A 14,583-nucleotide genomic window follows, 5' to 3' on the forward strand; every position below is an offset into this window, starting at 1 on the left:
CGATCCTAATAAGAGATCACAATAAAACAGATCTCTAAATAAAAAGATCTTCTTTTTAATACCCAGGATCCCAGGTCTTTCTCGATCGACTAAAGTTGAGTAGAATCCACGGCCCGGGCTTCAATCCATTTTCACACCGCGTTATGCGAGGCAATTACCATGTTTTATCAGGATCCTTTTGACGTCATCATCATTGGCGGGGGTCATGCAGGCACCGAGGCCGCAATGGCCGCGGCGCGAATGGGACAACAGACCCTGCTTTTGACACACAATATCGACACTCTGGGGCAGATGAGCTGCAACCCGGCGATTGGCGGTATTGGGAAGGGACACCTGGTAAAAGAAGTGGATGCGCTTGGTGGATTGATGGCAAAAGCGATCGACCACGCAGGTATCCAGTTTAGGATACTAAACGCAAGCAAAGGGCCAGCCGTTCGCGCTACCCGAGCTCAGGCCGATCGTGTGCTCTATCGTCAGGCAGTACGCACGGCGCTGGAGAATCAACCCAACCTGATGATCTTCCAGCAGGCGGTTGAAGATCTGATTGTTGAAAACGATCGTGTCGTGGGTGCCGTAACCCAAATGGGACTGAAGTTCCGTGCCAAAGCGGTCGTATTAACCGTGGGGACTTTCCTCGACGGCAAAATCCATATTGGTCTGGACAACTACAGCGGCGGCCGTGCTGGCGATCCGCCGTCTATTCCGCTGTCACGCCGTCTGCGTGAACTACCGCTGCGCGTCAGCCGCCTGAAAACCGGTACGCCACCGCGTATTGATGCACGAACTATCGATTTCAGCGTACTGGGTCAACAAAACAGCGACAACCCGATGCCGGTCTTCTCATTCCTGGGCGACGCTTCTCAGCATCCGCGCCAGATGCCGTGTTACATCACGCATACCAATGAGAAAACCCATGACGTGATCCGTAATAACCTCGATCGTAGCCCAATGTATGCCGGCGTAATCGAAGGTATCGGCCCGCGCTACTGCCCGTCGATCGAAGACAAAGTGATGCGCTTTGCCGATCGCAACCAGCATCAGATCTTCCTCGAGCCGGAAGGACTGACCTCTAACGAAATTTACCCGAACGGCATCTCCACCAGCCTGCCGTTCGATGTACAGATGCAAATTGTTCGATCCATGCAGGGGATGGAAAACGCCCGTATCGTTCGTCCTGGCTATGCGATTGAGTACGATTTCTTCGATCCGCGCGACCTGAAACCCACTCTGGAAAGCAAATTCATCCAGGGCCTGTTCTTTGCAGGCCAGATTAACGGTACAACCGGTTACGAAGAAGCCGCCGCCCAAGGGATGCTGGCAGGTCTCAACGCCGCACGCTTGTCTGCTGAGAAAGACGGCTGGGCACCGCGTCGTGATCAGGCTTACCTTGGCGTGCTGGTCGACGATCTGTGCACGCTGGGAACCAAAGAACCGTACCGCATGTTTACCTCACGTGCTGAATACCGCTTGATGCTGCGTGAAGATAACGCCGACCTGCGTCTGACCGAAATTGGGCGTGAACTGGGTCTGGTGGACGATGAGCGTTGGGCTCGCTTCAACGAAAAGCTGGAGCGCATTGAACAAGAACGTCAGCGTCTCAAATCAACCTGGGTAAACCCATTAGCGGAATCTGCAGCTGAAGTGAACGCTCACCTGGCAACACCTTTATCTCGTGAGGCCAGCGGTGAAGATCTCCTGCGTCGCCCGGATATGACCTATGCTCAGTTGACCTCTTTATCTGCATTCGCACCGGCGCTAGATGATGCTCAGGCCGCGGAACAGGTTGAGATTCAGGTGAAATACGAAGGGTATATCGCTCGTCAGCAGGAAGAAATCGAAAGACAACAGCGTAATGAGAATACCCTGTTGCCTGCAACGCTGGATTATCGCCAGGTCTCGGGATTGTCGAATGAAGTCATCGCCAAACTGAACGATCACAAACCGGTATCGATCGGCCAGGCATCGCGCATTTCTGGCGTAACGCCTGCCGCCATCTCCATTCTGCTGGTATGGCTGAAAAAACAAGGTATGCTGCGCCGCAGCGCTTGATAACACTAATTTGGCGGGAGCGCTTCGCTTGTCCGCCCTACAAACTTGTAGGCCCGATAAGCGATAGCGCATCGGGCATTTGATTATTAACAGGTAACGACCGTGCTCAACAAACTCTCTCGTCTGCTGGCTGATGCCGGTATTTCTCTTACCGATCACCAGAAAAATCAGCTGATTGCGTATGTCGATATGCTGCACAAATGGAATAAAGCATACAACCTGACGTCGGTGCGGGATCCCAACGAAATGTTGGTGCGCCATATTCTGGACAGCATTGTTGTCGCGCCTTATCTGAAGGGCGGGCGCTTTATTGATGTTGGCACGGGACCGGGTCTGCCGGGAATTCCTCTCTCTATAGTGCGGCCTGAAGCGCATTTCACACTGTTGGATAGCCTGGGAAAACGCATCCGTTTCTTACGTCAGGTGCAGCATGAGCTTGGTCTTACTAACATTACGCCTGTGCAAAGTCGGGTTGAAGAATTTCCTTCAGAGCCGCCATTTGATGGGGTGATCAGCCGTGCATTCGCGTCCCTCAATGATATGGTGAGCTGGTGTCATCACTTGCCGGGCCAGAACGGACGCTTTTATGCGCTCAAAGGTCAATTGCCTGAAGAGGAAATCGCCTCGTTGCCTGCAGAATTCAGCGTCGAGTCAGTCGAAAAATTACGCGTTCCACAACTGGATGGTGAACGTCATTTGGTGGTTATTAAACCAAACAAAATTTAATTTTTATCAAAAAAAATAGAGAAAAAACGGCTACCCCGGTGTTAAAAGTTATAGAGAGTAGTGAGGTGAAATGCTGTTGCATTTCACCTCTACCTTACGGTTTTGCATCATAACTATAACGTACCGTTTTTTGTTAAAAGCGAAACAAGTCAACTGTGAAAATATCAGTCTGCTAAAAATAGAACCTAAGAACCACCGCTTGTGTTAATTTTTTATTATAAATGTCAATCGATGGTTCTTTTGTTGTTAGGCGTTGTTTTTGAAATAGTGGCGCTTTTTACGCTTAAATATCAAAAAGATGAAATGGCACCATTTGCCACGTAAATAAATTATGCGAAGCGGAATATGTTCAATATGTGATCTGGTGCACGCTTTAACGCCAGTGTTTTCGCGGCATTTGCAGTTTTGCATGATCGTTCACAGTTTGCCAAAAAGTAATAAATGTGGGACAACGAAAAATATTTAAACATTTATTCACTTTTTAGCTACTTATTGTTTGAAATCACGAAGGCGCACCGTATAATTTGTCCGCTTTTTGATGCTTGACTCTAAGCCATAAAGAACGTTTTATACGACACGCGGCATACCTCGAAGGGAGCAGGAGTAAACACGTGATGTCTATGTCGCTCTTGAGTCGAAACGTTGCTCGTAAGCTTTTGCTCACACAGCTTCTGGCGGTAATAGCAAGTGGATTGCTGTTTAGCCTCAAAGACCCCTTCTGGGGCATCTCCGCACTGTGCGGGGGATTGGCAGTGTTACTGCCTAATGTGTTGTTTATGATATTCGCCTGGCGTCACCAGGTGCATACACCAGCGAAAGGTCGGGTTGCCTGGACGTTCGCTTTCGGCGAAGCCTTCAAGGTGTTAGCGATGCTGGTGTTGCTGGTTGTGGCGTTGGCTGTTTTGAAAGCGGTATTCGTGCCGCTGATCGTTACGTGGGTTTTGGTGCTGGTGGTTCAGATACTGGCGCCGGCTGTAATTAACAACAAAGGGTAAAGGCATCATGGCTTCAGAAAATATGACGCCGCAGGATTACATAGGACACCATCTGAATAACCTTCAGTTGGACCTACGTACATTCTCGCTGGTGGATCCGCACAACCCCCCAGCCACCTTCTGGACGCTCAATATTGACTCCATTTTCTTCTCGGTGGTTCTGGGTCTGTTGTTCCTGTTAATGTTCCGTAGCGTTGCCAAAAAGGCGACCAGCGGCGTACCAGGTAAATTTCAGACCGCGATTGAGCTGGTAATCGGCTTTGTGCATGGCAGCGTGAAAGACATGTACCATGGCAAAAGCAAGCTGATTGCTCCGCTGGCCCTGACGATTTTCGTCTGGGTATTCCTGATGAACTTTATGGATTTGCTGCCTATCGACCTGCTGCCGTACATCGGTGAGCATATCTTTGGCCTGCCGGCTCTGCGTGTGGTTCCGTCCGCTGACGTGAACATCACCCTGTCGATGGCGCTGGGCGTATTTATCCTCATTCTGTTCTACAGCATCAAAATGAAAGGCATCGGTGGCTTCGCGAAAGAGTTGACGCTGCAGCCGTTCAATCACTGGGCGTTCATCCCTATCAACTTAATCCTTGAAGGGGTAAGCCTGCTGTCCAAACCAATCTCTCTTGGTCTGCGACTGTTCGGTAACATGTACGCTGGTGAGCTGATTTTCATTCTGATTGCTGGTCTGTTGCCGTGGTGGTCACAGTGGATTCTGAATGTGCCGTGGGCCATTTTCCACATACTGATTATCACGCTGCAAGCCTTCATATTTATGGTTCTGACGATTGTCTATCTGTCGATGGCATCTGAAGAGCATTAATTTACCAACACTACTACGTTTTAACTGAAACAAACTGGAGACTGTCATGGAAAACCTGAATATGGATCTGCTGTACATTGCTGCCGCTGTGATGATGGGTCTGGCGGCAATCGGTGCTGCGATCGGTATCGGCATCCTCGGGGGTAAATTCCTGGAAGGCGCAGCGCGTCAACCGGATCTGATTCCTCTGCTGCGTACTCAGTTCTTTATCGTTATGGGTCTGGTGGATGCAATCCCAATGATCGCTGTAGGTCTGGGTCTGTACGTGATGTTTGCTGTCGCGTAGTAAGCGTTGCTTGAATTAAGAGCAATATCAGAACGTTAACTAGATAGAGGCATTGTGCTGTGAATCTTAACGCAACAATCCTCGGCCAGGCCATCGCGTTTGTCCTGTTCGTTCTGTTCTGCATGAAGTACGTATGGCCGCCGTTAATGGCTGCCATCGAAAAACGTCAAAAAGAAATTGCTGACGGCCTTGCTTCTGCAGAACGAGCACATAAGGATCTTGACCTTGCAAAGGCCAGCGCGACCGACCAGCTGAAAAAAGCGAAGGCGGAAGCTCAGGTAATCATCGAGCAGGCGAACAAACGCCGTGCTCAGATCCTGGACGAAGCTAAAACTGAAGCAGAGCAGGAACGTACTAAAATCGTGGCACAGGCGCAGGCGGAAATTGAAGCCGAGCGTAAACGTGCTCGCGAAGAGCTGCGTAAGCAAGTTGCTATCCTGGCTGTTGCTGGCGCCGAGAAGATCATCGAACGTTCCGTGGATGAAGCTGCTAATAGCGACATCGTGGACAAACTTGTCGCTGAACTGTAAGGAGGGAGGGGCTGATGTCTGAATTTATTACGGTAGCTCGCCCCTACGCCAAAGCAGCTTTTGACTTTGCCGTTGAGCACCAAAGCGTAGACCGTTGGCAGGATATGCTGACTTTCGCCGCTGAGGTGACGAAAAACGAACAAATGGCAGAGCTTCTCTCTGGCGCATTGGCGCCAGAAACGCTCGCTGAGTCGTTTATCGCCGTGTGCGGTGAGCAGCTGGACGAAAGCGGCCAAAACCTGATTAGGGTAATGGCTGAAAATAACCGTCTGAATGCGCTCCCGGATGTTCTTGAGCAGTTTATTCATCTGCGTGCAGCCAGTGAGGCTATCTCTGAGGTAGAAGTCACTTCTGCCAATGCACTGAGTGATGAACAGCTTACGAAGATTAGTGCAGCGATGGAAAAACGTCTGTCACGCAAAGTTAAGCTGAATTGCAAAATCGATAAGTCTGTAATGGCAGGCGTAATCATCCGAGCGGGTGATATGGTCATTGATGGCAGCGTACGCGGCCGTCTTGAGCGCCTTGCAGACGTCTTGCAGTCTTAAGGGGACTGGAGCATGCAACTGAATTCCACCGAAATCAGCGAACTGATCAAGCAGCGCATTGCTCAGTTCAATGTTGTGAGCGAAGCTCACAACGAAGGTACTATTGTTTCTGTAAGTGACGGTGTTATCCGCATTCACGGCCTGGCCGATTGTATGCAGGGTGAGATGATTTCCCTGCCGGGTAACCGTTACGCTATCGCACTGAACCTGGAGCGCGACTCTGTAGGTGCTGTTGTGATGGGTCCATACGCCGACCTCGCCGAAGGCATGAAGGTTAAGTGTACGGGTCGTATTCTGGAAGTTCCGGTTGGCCGTGGCCTGCTGGGTCGTGTGGTGAACACTCTGGGTTCCCCGATTGACGGTAAAGGTCCGGTTGATAACGATGGCTTCTCGCCAATCGAAGTTATCGCACCGGGCGTAATCGAACGTCAGTCCGTCGACCAGCCAGTGCAGACCGGTTATAAATCTGTTGATGCCATGATCCCAATCGGACGTGGCCAGCGTGAGCTGATCATCGGTGACCGTCAGACCGGTAAAACCGCGATGGCTATCGATGCCATCATCAACCAGCGTGACTCCGGCATCAAATGTGTGTACGTGGCTATCGGCCAGAAAGCGTCCACCATTTCTAACGTGGTTCGTAAACTGGAAGAACACGGCGCACTGTCCAACACCATCGTTGTGGTGGCGACCGCGTCTGAATCTGCTGCACTGCAATACCTGGCGCCATATGCCGGTTGCGCAATGGGCGAATACTTCCGTGACCGCGGTGAAGATGCACTGATCGTTTACGATGACCTGTCTAAACAGGCTGTTGCTTACCGTCAGGTTTCCCTGCTGCTCCGTCGTCCGCCAGGACGTGAAGCATTCCCGGGCGACGTATTTTACCTCCACTCCCGTCTGCTGGAACGCGCATCCCGCGTTAACGCGGAATACGTAGAGAAGTTCACCAATGGTGAAGTTAAAGGTAAAACCGGCTCCCTGACCGCTCTGCCGATTATCGAAACCCAGGCGGGTGACGTTTCTGCGTTCGTTCCGACCAACGTAATTTCTATTACCGATGGTCAGATCTTCCTGGAAACCAACCTGTTCAACTCCGGTATTCGTCCGGCAGTTAACCCGGGTATCTCCGTATCTCGTGTAGGTGGCGCAGCGCAGACCAAGATCATCAAGAAACTGTCCGGTGGTATTCGTACCGCGCTGGCGCAGTATCGTGAACTGGCCGCGTTTTCTCAGTTCGCTTCCGACCTGGATGAAGCTACGCGTAAGCAGCTGAGCCACGGTCAGAAAGTAACTGAACTGCTGAAGCAGAAACAGTATGCGCCAATGTCTGTTGCACAGCAGGGTGTGGTGCTGTTTGCGGCTGAACGCGGTTACCTCGAAGATGTGGAACTGGCGAAAATCGGTAGCTTCGAAGCCGCTCTGCTGGCTTACGTCGACCGTGACCACGCTCCGCTGATGCAAGAGATCAACCAGTCCGGTGGCTATAACGATGAAATCGAAGGCAAGCTGAAAGCTATCCTCGATTCCTTCAAGGCAACCCAGTCCTGGTAACGTCTGGCGGTCTGTCTTAGGACGGACCGCAAGGCATTGAGGAGAAGCTCATGGCCGGCGCAAAAGAGATACGTAGTAAGATCGCAAGCGTCCAGAACACGCAGAAGATCACTAAAGCGATGGAGATGGTCGCCGCTTCCAAAATGCGTAAATCGCAGGATCGCATGGCGGCCAGCCGTCCTTATGCAGAGACCATGCGCAAAGTGATTGGTCACCTTGCGAATGGTAATCTGGAATATAAGCACCCTTACCTGGAAGAACGCGACGTTAAACGCGTGGGCTACTTGGTGGTGTCGACCGACCGTGGTCTGTGCGGTGGCTTGAACATTAACCTGTTCAAAAAGCTGCTGGCGGATATGAAAACATGGTCCGATAAAGGCGTTCAGTGCGATATCGCAATGATCGGCTCTAAGGGCGTGTCTTTCTTTAACTCCGTTGGCGGTAATGTGATTGCTCAGGTAACCGGCATGGGGGATAACCCTTCCCTGTCCGAACTGATCGGTCCGGTTAAAGTGATGCTGCAGGCCTACGACGAAGGTCGTCTGGACAAACTGTACGTTGTCAGCAACAAATTTATTAACACCATGTCTCAGACGCCAACCATCACCCAACTGCTGCCTTTGCCGGCATCAGATGATGATGAATTGAAGCGTAAATCCTGGGATTACCTGTATGAGCCAGACCCGAAAGCGCTGCTGGATACTCTGCTGCGTCGTTATGTCGAGTCTCAGGTTTATCAGGGCGTGGTAGAAAACCTGGCCAGCGAGCAGGCCGCACGTATGGTGGCGATGAAAGCCGCGACCGACAATGGCGGCAGCCTGATTAAAGAGCTGCAGTTGGTATACAACAAAGCTCGTCAGGCCAGCATTACTCAGGAACTCACCGAGATCGTCGGTGGTGCATCCGCGGTATAACCAGGTTAATTCGTAGAGGATTCAAGATGGCTACTGGAAAAATTGTCCAGGTAATCGGCGCCGTGGTTGACGTCGAATTCCCTCAGGATGCCGTACCGCGCGTGTACGATGCTCTTGAGGTTATGAATGGTAAAGAGAGCCTGGTGCTGGAAGTTCAGCAGCAGCTCGGCGGCGGTATCGTACGTACCATCGCCATGGGTTCTTCCGACGGTCTGCGTCGTGGTCTGGAAGTTAAAGACCTCGAGCACCCGATCGAAGTCCCGGTAGGTAAAGCAACCCTGGGCCGTATCATGAACGTCCTGGGTCACCCGATCGACATGAAAGGCGATATCGGTGAAGAAGAGCGTTGGGCTATCCACCGTGCAGCGCCTACCTATGAAGAATTGTCCAGTTCTCAGGAACTGCTGGAAACCGGCATCAAAGTTATCGACCTGATGTGTCCGTTCGCGAAGGGCGGTAAAGTTGGTCTGTTCGGTGGTGCGGGTGTAGGTAAAACCGTAAACATGATGGAGCTGATCCGTAACATCGCGATCGAACACTCCGGTTACTCAGTGTTTGCGGGCGTTGGTGAACGTACTCGTGAGGGTAACGACTTCTACCACGAAATGACCGACTCCAACGTTCTGGACAAAGTATCCCTGGTATATGGCCAGATGAACGAGCCGCCGGGAAACCGTCTGCGCGTTGCTCTGACCGGTCTGACCATGGCTGAGAAGTTCCGTGACGAAGGTCGTGACGTTCTGCTGTTCGTTGATAACATCTACCGTTACACCCTGGCCGGTACTGAAGTATCTGCACTGCTGGGTCGTATGCCATCAGCGGTAGGCTACCAGCCGACCCTGGCGGAAGAGATGGGTGTTCTGCAGGAACGTATCACCTCTACCAAAACCGGTTCTATCACCTCCGTTCAGGCGGTATACGTACCTGCGGATGACTTGACTGACCCATCCCCAGCAACCACCTTTGCTCACCTGGATGCAACCGTGGTACTGAGCCGTCAGATCGCATCCCTGGGTATCTACCCGGCCGTTGACCCGCTGGATTCCACCAGCCGTCAGCTGGATCCGCTGGTTGTTGGTCAGGAACACTACGACACCGCGCGTGGCGTACAGTCCCTGCTGCAGCGTTATCAGGAACTGAAAGACATCATCGCCATCCTGGGTATGGATGAACTGTCTGAAGAAGATAAACTGGTGGTAGCACGTGCGCGTAAGATCCAGCGCTTCCTGTCCCAGCCGTTCTTCGTTGCGGAAGTATTCACCGGTTCTCCAGGTAAATACGTTTCCCTGAAAGACACCATCCGTGGCTTTAAAGGCATCATGGAAGGCGAATACGACCACCTGCCAGAGCAGGCGTTCTACATGGTTGGTTCCATCGAAGAAGCTGTGGAAAAAGCCAAAAAACTTTAACGCCTTAATCGGAGGGTGATATGGCAATGACTTACCACCTGGACGTCGTCAGCGCAGAGCAACAAATGTTCTCTGGTCTGGTCGAAAAAATCCAGGTAACGGGTAGTGAAGGTGAACTGGGTATTTTCCCGGGTCACGCTCCGCTGCTCACCGCCATTAAGCCTGGTATGATCCGCATCGTTAAACAGTTCGGTCATGAAGAGTTTATCTACCTGTCCGGCGGCATTCTCGAAGTGCAGCCTGGCAGCGTGACCGTACTGGCTGACACCGCGATTCGCGGACAGGATCTCGATGAAGCGAGAGCCCTGGAAGCGAAGCGTAAGGCTGAAGAGCATATCAAGAGCTCTCATGGTGACGTGGATTACGCTCAGGCATCTGCGGAACTGGCCAAAGCGATCGCGAAACTACGCGTTATCGAGTTGACCAAAAAAGCGATGTAACACCGGCTTGAAAAACACAAGGCCAGTCTGGTTTCCAGGCTGGCTTTTTTTCGCTTTGTTTCAGGAAAAATGGAAATAAAAAGCAGTTTTATTATTTCGTGATTTAGATCAAAAAAATATTGATTGGTTAAAAATTGAGGCGTAGACTCTTTTTTGTGATGTATATCACATAATAAACTCAGATAAAAAAGAGATACCAACATGAAATTGATCAACAAAATCATCGCCCTGTTCAGCAATATGAGTTTTTAGTCTTTCCCTGCCTGCTCTGTGGCGCGATGCGTAATGCAGTTTATCAGCTAGCGCCATTTGTTAAATTCCCCCCCTCCTGCTCTTTTCTTTCACATCGTATTGTCGTGTTTGCCTTTTCTGCTTCCCACCGAATTGCATGCCTAAAATCATACCTTCGCTAATGTCATTCTTTATTTATGCGGCAAAAAAATAGCAAAAACATCCACCTAAGGCTTTAATAAGAGCAGACTGCTGGTTTTGGGGAGACAAAACACGTAGATATAGACGAAAATAGACAGTTATCAGATGGGGAATTTCCCCGATTGAACGTTTTATCTTCGGTCCATTTCACGATGAAAAAAATGTAGTATTTTCAATGTGAAACGGTATAAATTCGTTCTCAAATTACAGTCAGGACGTGTATGTTGAATAATGCTATGAGCGTCGTGATCCTTGCCGCAGGCAAAGGCACGCGTATGTATTCCGATCTCCCTAAAGTGCTGCATACCCTCGCAGGAAAACCGATGGTGCAGCATGTCATTGATGCCGCTAATGAATTAGGCGCGACTCACGTACATCTGGTCTACGGACACGGTGGTGATTTGCTTAAGCAGACGCTGAAAGATGGCAACCTGAACTGGGTACTGCAGGCCGAGCAGTTGGGTACCGGTCATGCAATGCAACAGGCGGCACCATTCTTTAGTGATGACGAAGACATTTTAATGCTCTATGGCGATGTGCCGCTGATCTCCACCGAAACACTACGTCGCCTGCGTGATGCTAAACCGCAGGGGGGGATCGGCTTGTTAACGGTAAACCTGGACGACCCATCGGGTTATGGGCGAATTACGCGTGATAACGGTAAAGTCACAGGCATTGTTGAACATAAGGATGCCACTGACGAGCAGCGTCAAATCCAGGAAATCAACACCGGCATCCTGATTGCCAACGGCGCAGACCTGAAGCGCTGGCTGTCCAAACTGACCAACAACAACGTGCAGGGTGAATACTACATCACCGATATCATTGCGATGGCATATCAGGAAGGGCGCGAAATTGCTGCGGTACATCCGGCACGAATCAGTGAAACTGAAGGGGTGAACAACCGTCTTCAGCTCTCTCGTCTGGAGCGTGTTTATCAGTCCGAGCAGGCAGAAAAACTGCTGCTGGCGGGCGTGATGCTGCGCGATCCGGCACGTTTTGATCTTCGCGGTACGCTTATTCACGGGCGCGATGTCGAAATTGATACTAACGTTATCATTGAAGGTAACGTAACCGTTGGGGATCGCGTCAAGATTGGTGCTGGCTGCATCATCAAAAACAGCGTGATTGGTGATGGTTGTGAGCTAAGTCCGTACAGCGTGGTGGAAGATGCGCATCTGGAAGCAGCATGCACCATCGGTCCTTTCGCGCGTCTGCGCCCGGGTGCAGAGCTGCAGGAAGGCGCACACGTGGGTAACTTCGTCGAAATGAAAAAAGCGCGTCTGGGTAAAGGCTCTAAAGCGGGTCACCTGACCTATCTGGGCGATGCGGAAATTGGCGATAACGTAAACATCGGCGCCGGTACGATCACCTGCAACTACGATGGCGCGAATAAATTTAAAACCATTATTGGCGATGATGTGTTTGTCGGTTCCGATACTCAGCTGGTGGCACCTGTCACCGTGGGTAAAGGCGCCACCATCGCGGCGGGGACGACCGTAACTCGCGATGTTGCCGATAACGAACTGGTATTAAGCCGTGTGCCTCAGGTCCATAAACAAGGCTGGCAGCGCCCGGTGAAGAAAAAGTAATTCAGTTTTTGCCGGATGGTGGCCTGCGTGCGGTGACGTTCTGTAGGCCTGATAAGCGTGAGCGCCATCAGGCAGACCAGAGACGAGGGGATAACATAATCCTCCGCTCAACAAGCAGTACCATAAAAATAACCCCACTCTCTACAAGGCTCGGGGCGCCCGGAATACGGGTATTACCCAAAGTATTTCGCGCTGTAGCAAGGCGGCAAGCTTGGGAATCTACGGGAGCTTACTAAAGTAAGTGACCGTAGTGAGTAAGCGTAGCCAACGTAGCTACGGAGTGAAAGACGAAGGGGAAACAGGTCAGCGACAACGACAGGCACAATGCCTAAATTCGGAATCAAAAAATATGTGTGGAATTGTTGGCGCTATCGCGCAGCGTGATGTAGCTGAAATCCTTCTCGAAGGTTTACGTCGTCTGGAATATCGTGGTTATGACTCTGCAGGTCTGGCCGTTGTCGATGCTGAAGGCAATATGACTCGCCTGCGTCGTCTGGGTAAAGTGCAGATGCTGACTGCTGCAGCGGAAGAACATCCGCTGCATGGCGGTACCGGTATCGCTCATACCCGTTGGGCGACCCACGGAGAACCTTCAGAAGCGAACGCGCATCCCCATGTTTCTGGACACATTGTCGTGGTGCATAACGGCATCATTGAAAACCATGAACCGCTGCGTGAACTGCTGAAAACGCGTGGTTACACCTTTGTTTCTGAAACCGATACCGAAGTGATTGCTCACCTGGTGCACTGGGAGCTGGAACAGGGTGGGACGCTGCGTGAAGCCGTACTGCGTACTATTCCGCAACTGCGCGGTGCCTACGGGACGGTGATCATGGATACCCGTAACCCGGAAACGCTGCTGGCGGCTCGTTCTGGTAGCCCGCTGGTGATTGGTCTGGGTATGGGTGAAAACTTTATTGCTTCCGATCAGCTGGCGCTGCTGCCGGTAACCCGTCGCTTTATCTTCCTGGAAGAGGGTGACATCGCGGAAGTGACCCGTCGTTCGGTCTCTATTTTCGACAAGTCTGGCGCGGAAGTGAAACGTCAGGATATCGAATCGAATCTGCAATATGACGCGGGCGAAAAAGGTATTTATCGCCACTACATGCAGAAAGAGATCTACGAACAACCAAATGCGATTAAAAATACACTGACCGGGCGCATTAGCCACGGTGAAGTGGATTTAAGCGAGCTGGGTTCGCGTGCTAATGAGCTGCTGTCTCAGGTTGAGCATATCCAGATTATCGCCTGTGGCACGTCATACAACTCCGGTATGGTGTCCCGCTACTGGTTTGAGTCACTGGCCGGTATTCCTTGTGATGTCGAAATCGCTTCTGAATTCCGCTATCGCAAATCTGCCGTGCGTCGTAACAGCCTGATGATCACCCTTTCCCAGTCTGGTGAAACGGCGGATACCCTGGCGGGTCTGCGTTTGTCTAAAGAGCTGGGCTATCTGGGCTCGCTGGCTATCTGTAACGTACCGGGGTCCTCTCTGGTGCGTGAATCCGACCTGGCGATGATGACCAATGCCGGTACCGAAATCGGTGTGGCCTCCACGAAAGCCTTTACCACTCAGTTGACCGTTCTGCTGATGCTGGTGGCTAAGCTGTCTCGTCTGAAAGGTCTGGATGCTTCTATTGAGCAAGAGATCGTTCATGGTCTGCAGGCGCTGCCGAGCCGTATTGAGCAGATGCTCTCCCAGGACAAACGCATTGCCGCTCTGGCGGAAGGTTTCTCTGATAAGCACCATGCGCTATTCCTGGGCCGTGGCGATCAGTATCCGATTGCGCTGGAAGGCGCGCTGAAGCTGAAAGAGATCTCTTATATTCACGCTGAAGCTTATGCCGCAGGCGAACTGAAGCACGGTCCGCTGGCGCTGATCGATGCCGATATGCCGGTTATCGTGGTCGCACCGAACAACGAACTGCTGGAAAAACTGAAATCCAACATTGAAGAAGTTCGTGCCCGCGGCGGTCAGCTGTACGTCTTTGCCGATCAGGATGCTGGCTTTACCAGTAGCGAAAACATGCACATCATCGAGATGCCGCATGTGGAAGAGGTGATTGCACCGATCTTCTACACCGTTCCGCTGCAGCTGCTGGCGTATCACGTGGCGCTGATTAAAGGTACCGACGTGGACCAGCCGCGTAACCTGGCGAAGTCGGTTACCGTGGAATAAGCCGAACCCCGCTGAACTGAAAATGCCCTGCTTAAAGCGGGGCATTTTTTTTAGCTTGTTCTGTTTTTAATCAATTATCCCGCCTGTTTTATGTGACAAACCGTCA

General features: G+C 51.4%; 14 protein-coding genes. 13 read left to right on the forward strand and 1 reads right to left on the reverse strand.

Annotated elements, in window-relative coordinates:
• The first annotated feature begins 159 nt into the window (after positions 1 to 159).
• From mnmG to KQJ18_RS15170, 11 genes are all read left to right on the forward strand, one after another.
• Complete coding sequence (gene mnmG / locus KQJ18_RS15120; protein WP_038635780.1) at positions 160 to 2,049, forward strand: tRNA uridine-5-carboxymethylaminomethyl(34) synthesis enzyme MnmG; 1,890 nt, start codon at positions 160 to 162, stop codon at positions 2,047 to 2,049.
• A gap of 102 nt (positions 2,050 to 2,151) precedes the next feature.
• The gene (gene rsmG / locus KQJ18_RS15125; protein ID WP_069323646.1) at positions 2,152 to 2,775 is read left to right on the forward strand and encodes a 16S rRNA (guanine(527)-N(7))-methyltransferase RsmG; all 624 of its coding nucleotides are present in this window, start codon (positions 2,152 to 2,154) and stop codon (positions 2,773 to 2,775) included.
• Positions 2,776 to 3,389: 614 nt separating this feature from the next.
• Positions 3,390 to 3,770, forward strand: a complete 381-nt coding sequence (atpI, locus tag KQJ18_RS15130; protein WP_042311402.1) for a F0F1 ATP synthase subunit I — start codon at positions 3,390 to 3,392, stop codon at positions 3,768 to 3,770.
• A 7-nt stretch (positions 3,771 to 3,777) separates the two neighbouring features.
• The gene (gene atpB / locus KQJ18_RS15135; protein ID WP_006687768.1) at positions 3,778 to 4,593 is read left to right on the forward strand and encodes a F0F1 ATP synthase subunit A; all 816 of its coding nucleotides are present in this window, start codon (positions 3,778 to 3,780) and stop codon (positions 4,591 to 4,593) included.
• Between the two features lie 46 nt (positions 4,594 to 4,639).
• Complete coding sequence (gene atpE, locus KQJ18_RS15140; protein ID WP_003023794.1) at positions 4,640 to 4,879, forward strand: F0F1 ATP synthase subunit C; 240 nt, start codon at positions 4,640 to 4,642, stop codon at positions 4,877 to 4,879.
• Between the two features lie 59 nt (positions 4,880 to 4,938).
• Positions 4,939 to 5,409: a F0F1 ATP synthase subunit B gene (gene atpF, locus KQJ18_RS15145; RefSeq protein ID WP_003023796.1), complete on the forward strand. Its 471-nt coding sequence runs from the start codon at positions 4,939 to 4,941 to the stop codon at positions 5,407 to 5,409.
• A gap of 14 nt (positions 5,410 to 5,423) precedes the next feature.
• Complete coding sequence (gene atpH / locus KQJ18_RS15150) at positions 5,424 to 5,957, forward strand: F0F1 ATP synthase subunit delta (protein WP_006687767.1); 534 nt, start codon at positions 5,424 to 5,426, stop codon at positions 5,955 to 5,957.
• 12 nt (positions 5,958 to 5,969) lie between these two features.
• Complete coding sequence (gene atpA, locus KQJ18_RS15155; RefSeq protein WP_003023802.1) at positions 5,970 to 7,511, forward strand: F0F1 ATP synthase subunit alpha; 1,542 nt, start codon at positions 5,970 to 5,972, stop codon at positions 7,509 to 7,511.
• Between the two features lie 50 nt (positions 7,512 to 7,561).
• A complete protein-coding gene (gene atpG / locus KQJ18_RS15160) occupies positions 7,562 to 8,425 on the forward strand; it encodes a F0F1 ATP synthase subunit gamma (protein WP_006687765.1) in 864 nt (287 codons plus the stop codon).
• Positions 8,426 to 8,451: 26 nt separating this feature from the next.
• Positions 8,452 to 9,834: a F0F1 ATP synthase subunit beta gene (gene atpD, locus KQJ18_RS15165; protein ID WP_006687764.1), complete on the forward strand. Its 1,383-nt coding sequence runs from the start codon at positions 8,452 to 8,454 to the stop codon at positions 9,832 to 9,834.
• A gap of 20 nt (positions 9,835 to 9,854) precedes the next feature.
• Complete coding sequence (locus tag KQJ18_RS15170) at positions 9,855 to 10,274, forward strand: F0F1 ATP synthase subunit epsilon (protein ID WP_003023809.1); 420 nt, start codon at positions 9,855 to 9,857, stop codon at positions 10,272 to 10,274.
• 165 nt (positions 10,275 to 10,439) lie between these two features.
• On the opposite strand, the gene KQJ18_RS15175 is transcribed toward KQJ18_RS15170, so the two are convergent.
• A complete protein-coding gene (locus KQJ18_RS15175; RefSeq protein ID WP_216422224.1) occupies positions 10,440 to 10,583 on the reverse strand; it encodes a hypothetical protein in 144 nt (47 codons plus the stop codon).
• Positions 10,584 to 10,927: 344 nt separating this feature from the next.
• Between KQJ18_RS15175 and glmU the strand changes: the two genes are divergently transcribed.
• Positions 10,928 to 12,298: a bifunctional UDP-N-acetylglucosamine diphosphorylase/glucosamine-1-phosphate N-acetyltransferase GlmU gene (gene glmU, locus KQJ18_RS15180; RefSeq protein ID WP_038635769.1), complete on the forward strand. Its 1,371-nt coding sequence runs from the start codon at positions 10,928 to 10,930 to the stop codon at positions 12,296 to 12,298.
• A gap of 349 nt (positions 12,299 to 12,647) precedes the next feature.
• Positions 12,648 to 14,477 (forward strand): glutamine--fructose-6-phosphate transaminase (isomerizing), encoded by a 1,830-nt coding sequence (gene glmS / locus KQJ18_RS15185; protein ID WP_216422225.1) that lies wholly within the window; start codon positions 12,648 to 12,650, stop codon positions 14,475 to 14,477.
• The last annotated feature ends 106 nt before the right edge of the window (positions 14,478 to 14,583 follow it).

The sequence above is a fragment of the Citrobacter sp. S55_ASV_140 genome, from assembly GCF_018919505.1.
In the GTDB taxonomy this organism is placed as follows: Bacteria; Pseudomonadota; Gammaproteobacteria; order Enterobacterales; family Enterobacteriaceae; genus Citrobacter; species Citrobacter werkmanii.

Coding starts and splice junctions, on each gene's coding strand:
- mnmG (WP_038635780.1), top strand. CDS start 160: ATGTTTTATCAGGATCCTTTTGACGTCATCATCATTGGCGGGGGTCAT.
- atpI (WP_042311402.1), top strand. CDS start 3,390: ATGTCTATGTCGCTCTTGAGTCGAAACGTTGCTCGTAAGCTTTTGCTC.
- atpB (WP_006687768.1), top strand. CDS start 3,778: ATGGCTTCAGAAAATATGACGCCGCAGGATTACATAGGACACCATCTG.
- atpE (WP_003023794.1), top strand. CDS start 4,640: ATGGAAAACCTGAATATGGATCTGCTGTACATTGCTGCCGCTGTGATG.
- atpH (WP_006687767.1), top strand. CDS start 5,424: ATGTCTGAATTTATTACGGTAGCTCGCCCCTACGCCAAAGCAGCTTTT.
- atpA (WP_003023802.1), top strand. CDS start 5,970: ATGCAACTGAATTCCACCGAAATCAGCGAACTGATCAAGCAGCGCATT.
- atpG (WP_006687765.1), top strand. CDS start 7,562: ATGGCCGGCGCAAAAGAGATACGTAGTAAGATCGCAAGCGTCCAGAAC.
- atpD (WP_006687764.1), top strand. CDS start 8,452: ATGGCTACTGGAAAAATTGTCCAGGTAATCGGCGCCGTGGTTGACGTC.
- KQJ18_RS15170 (WP_003023809.1), top strand. CDS start 9,855: ATGGCAATGACTTACCACCTGGACGTCGTCAGCGCAGAGCAACAAATG.
- KQJ18_RS15175 (WP_216422224.1), bottom strand. CDS start 10,583: ATGGCGCTAGCTGATAAACTGCATTACGCATCGCGCCACAGAGCAGGC.
- glmU (WP_038635769.1), top strand. CDS start 10,928: ATGTTGAATAATGCTATGAGCGTCGTGATCCTTGCCGCAGGCAAAGGC.
- glmS (WP_216422225.1), top strand. CDS start 12,648: ATGTGTGGAATTGTTGGCGCTATCGCGCAGCGTGATGTAGCTGAAATC.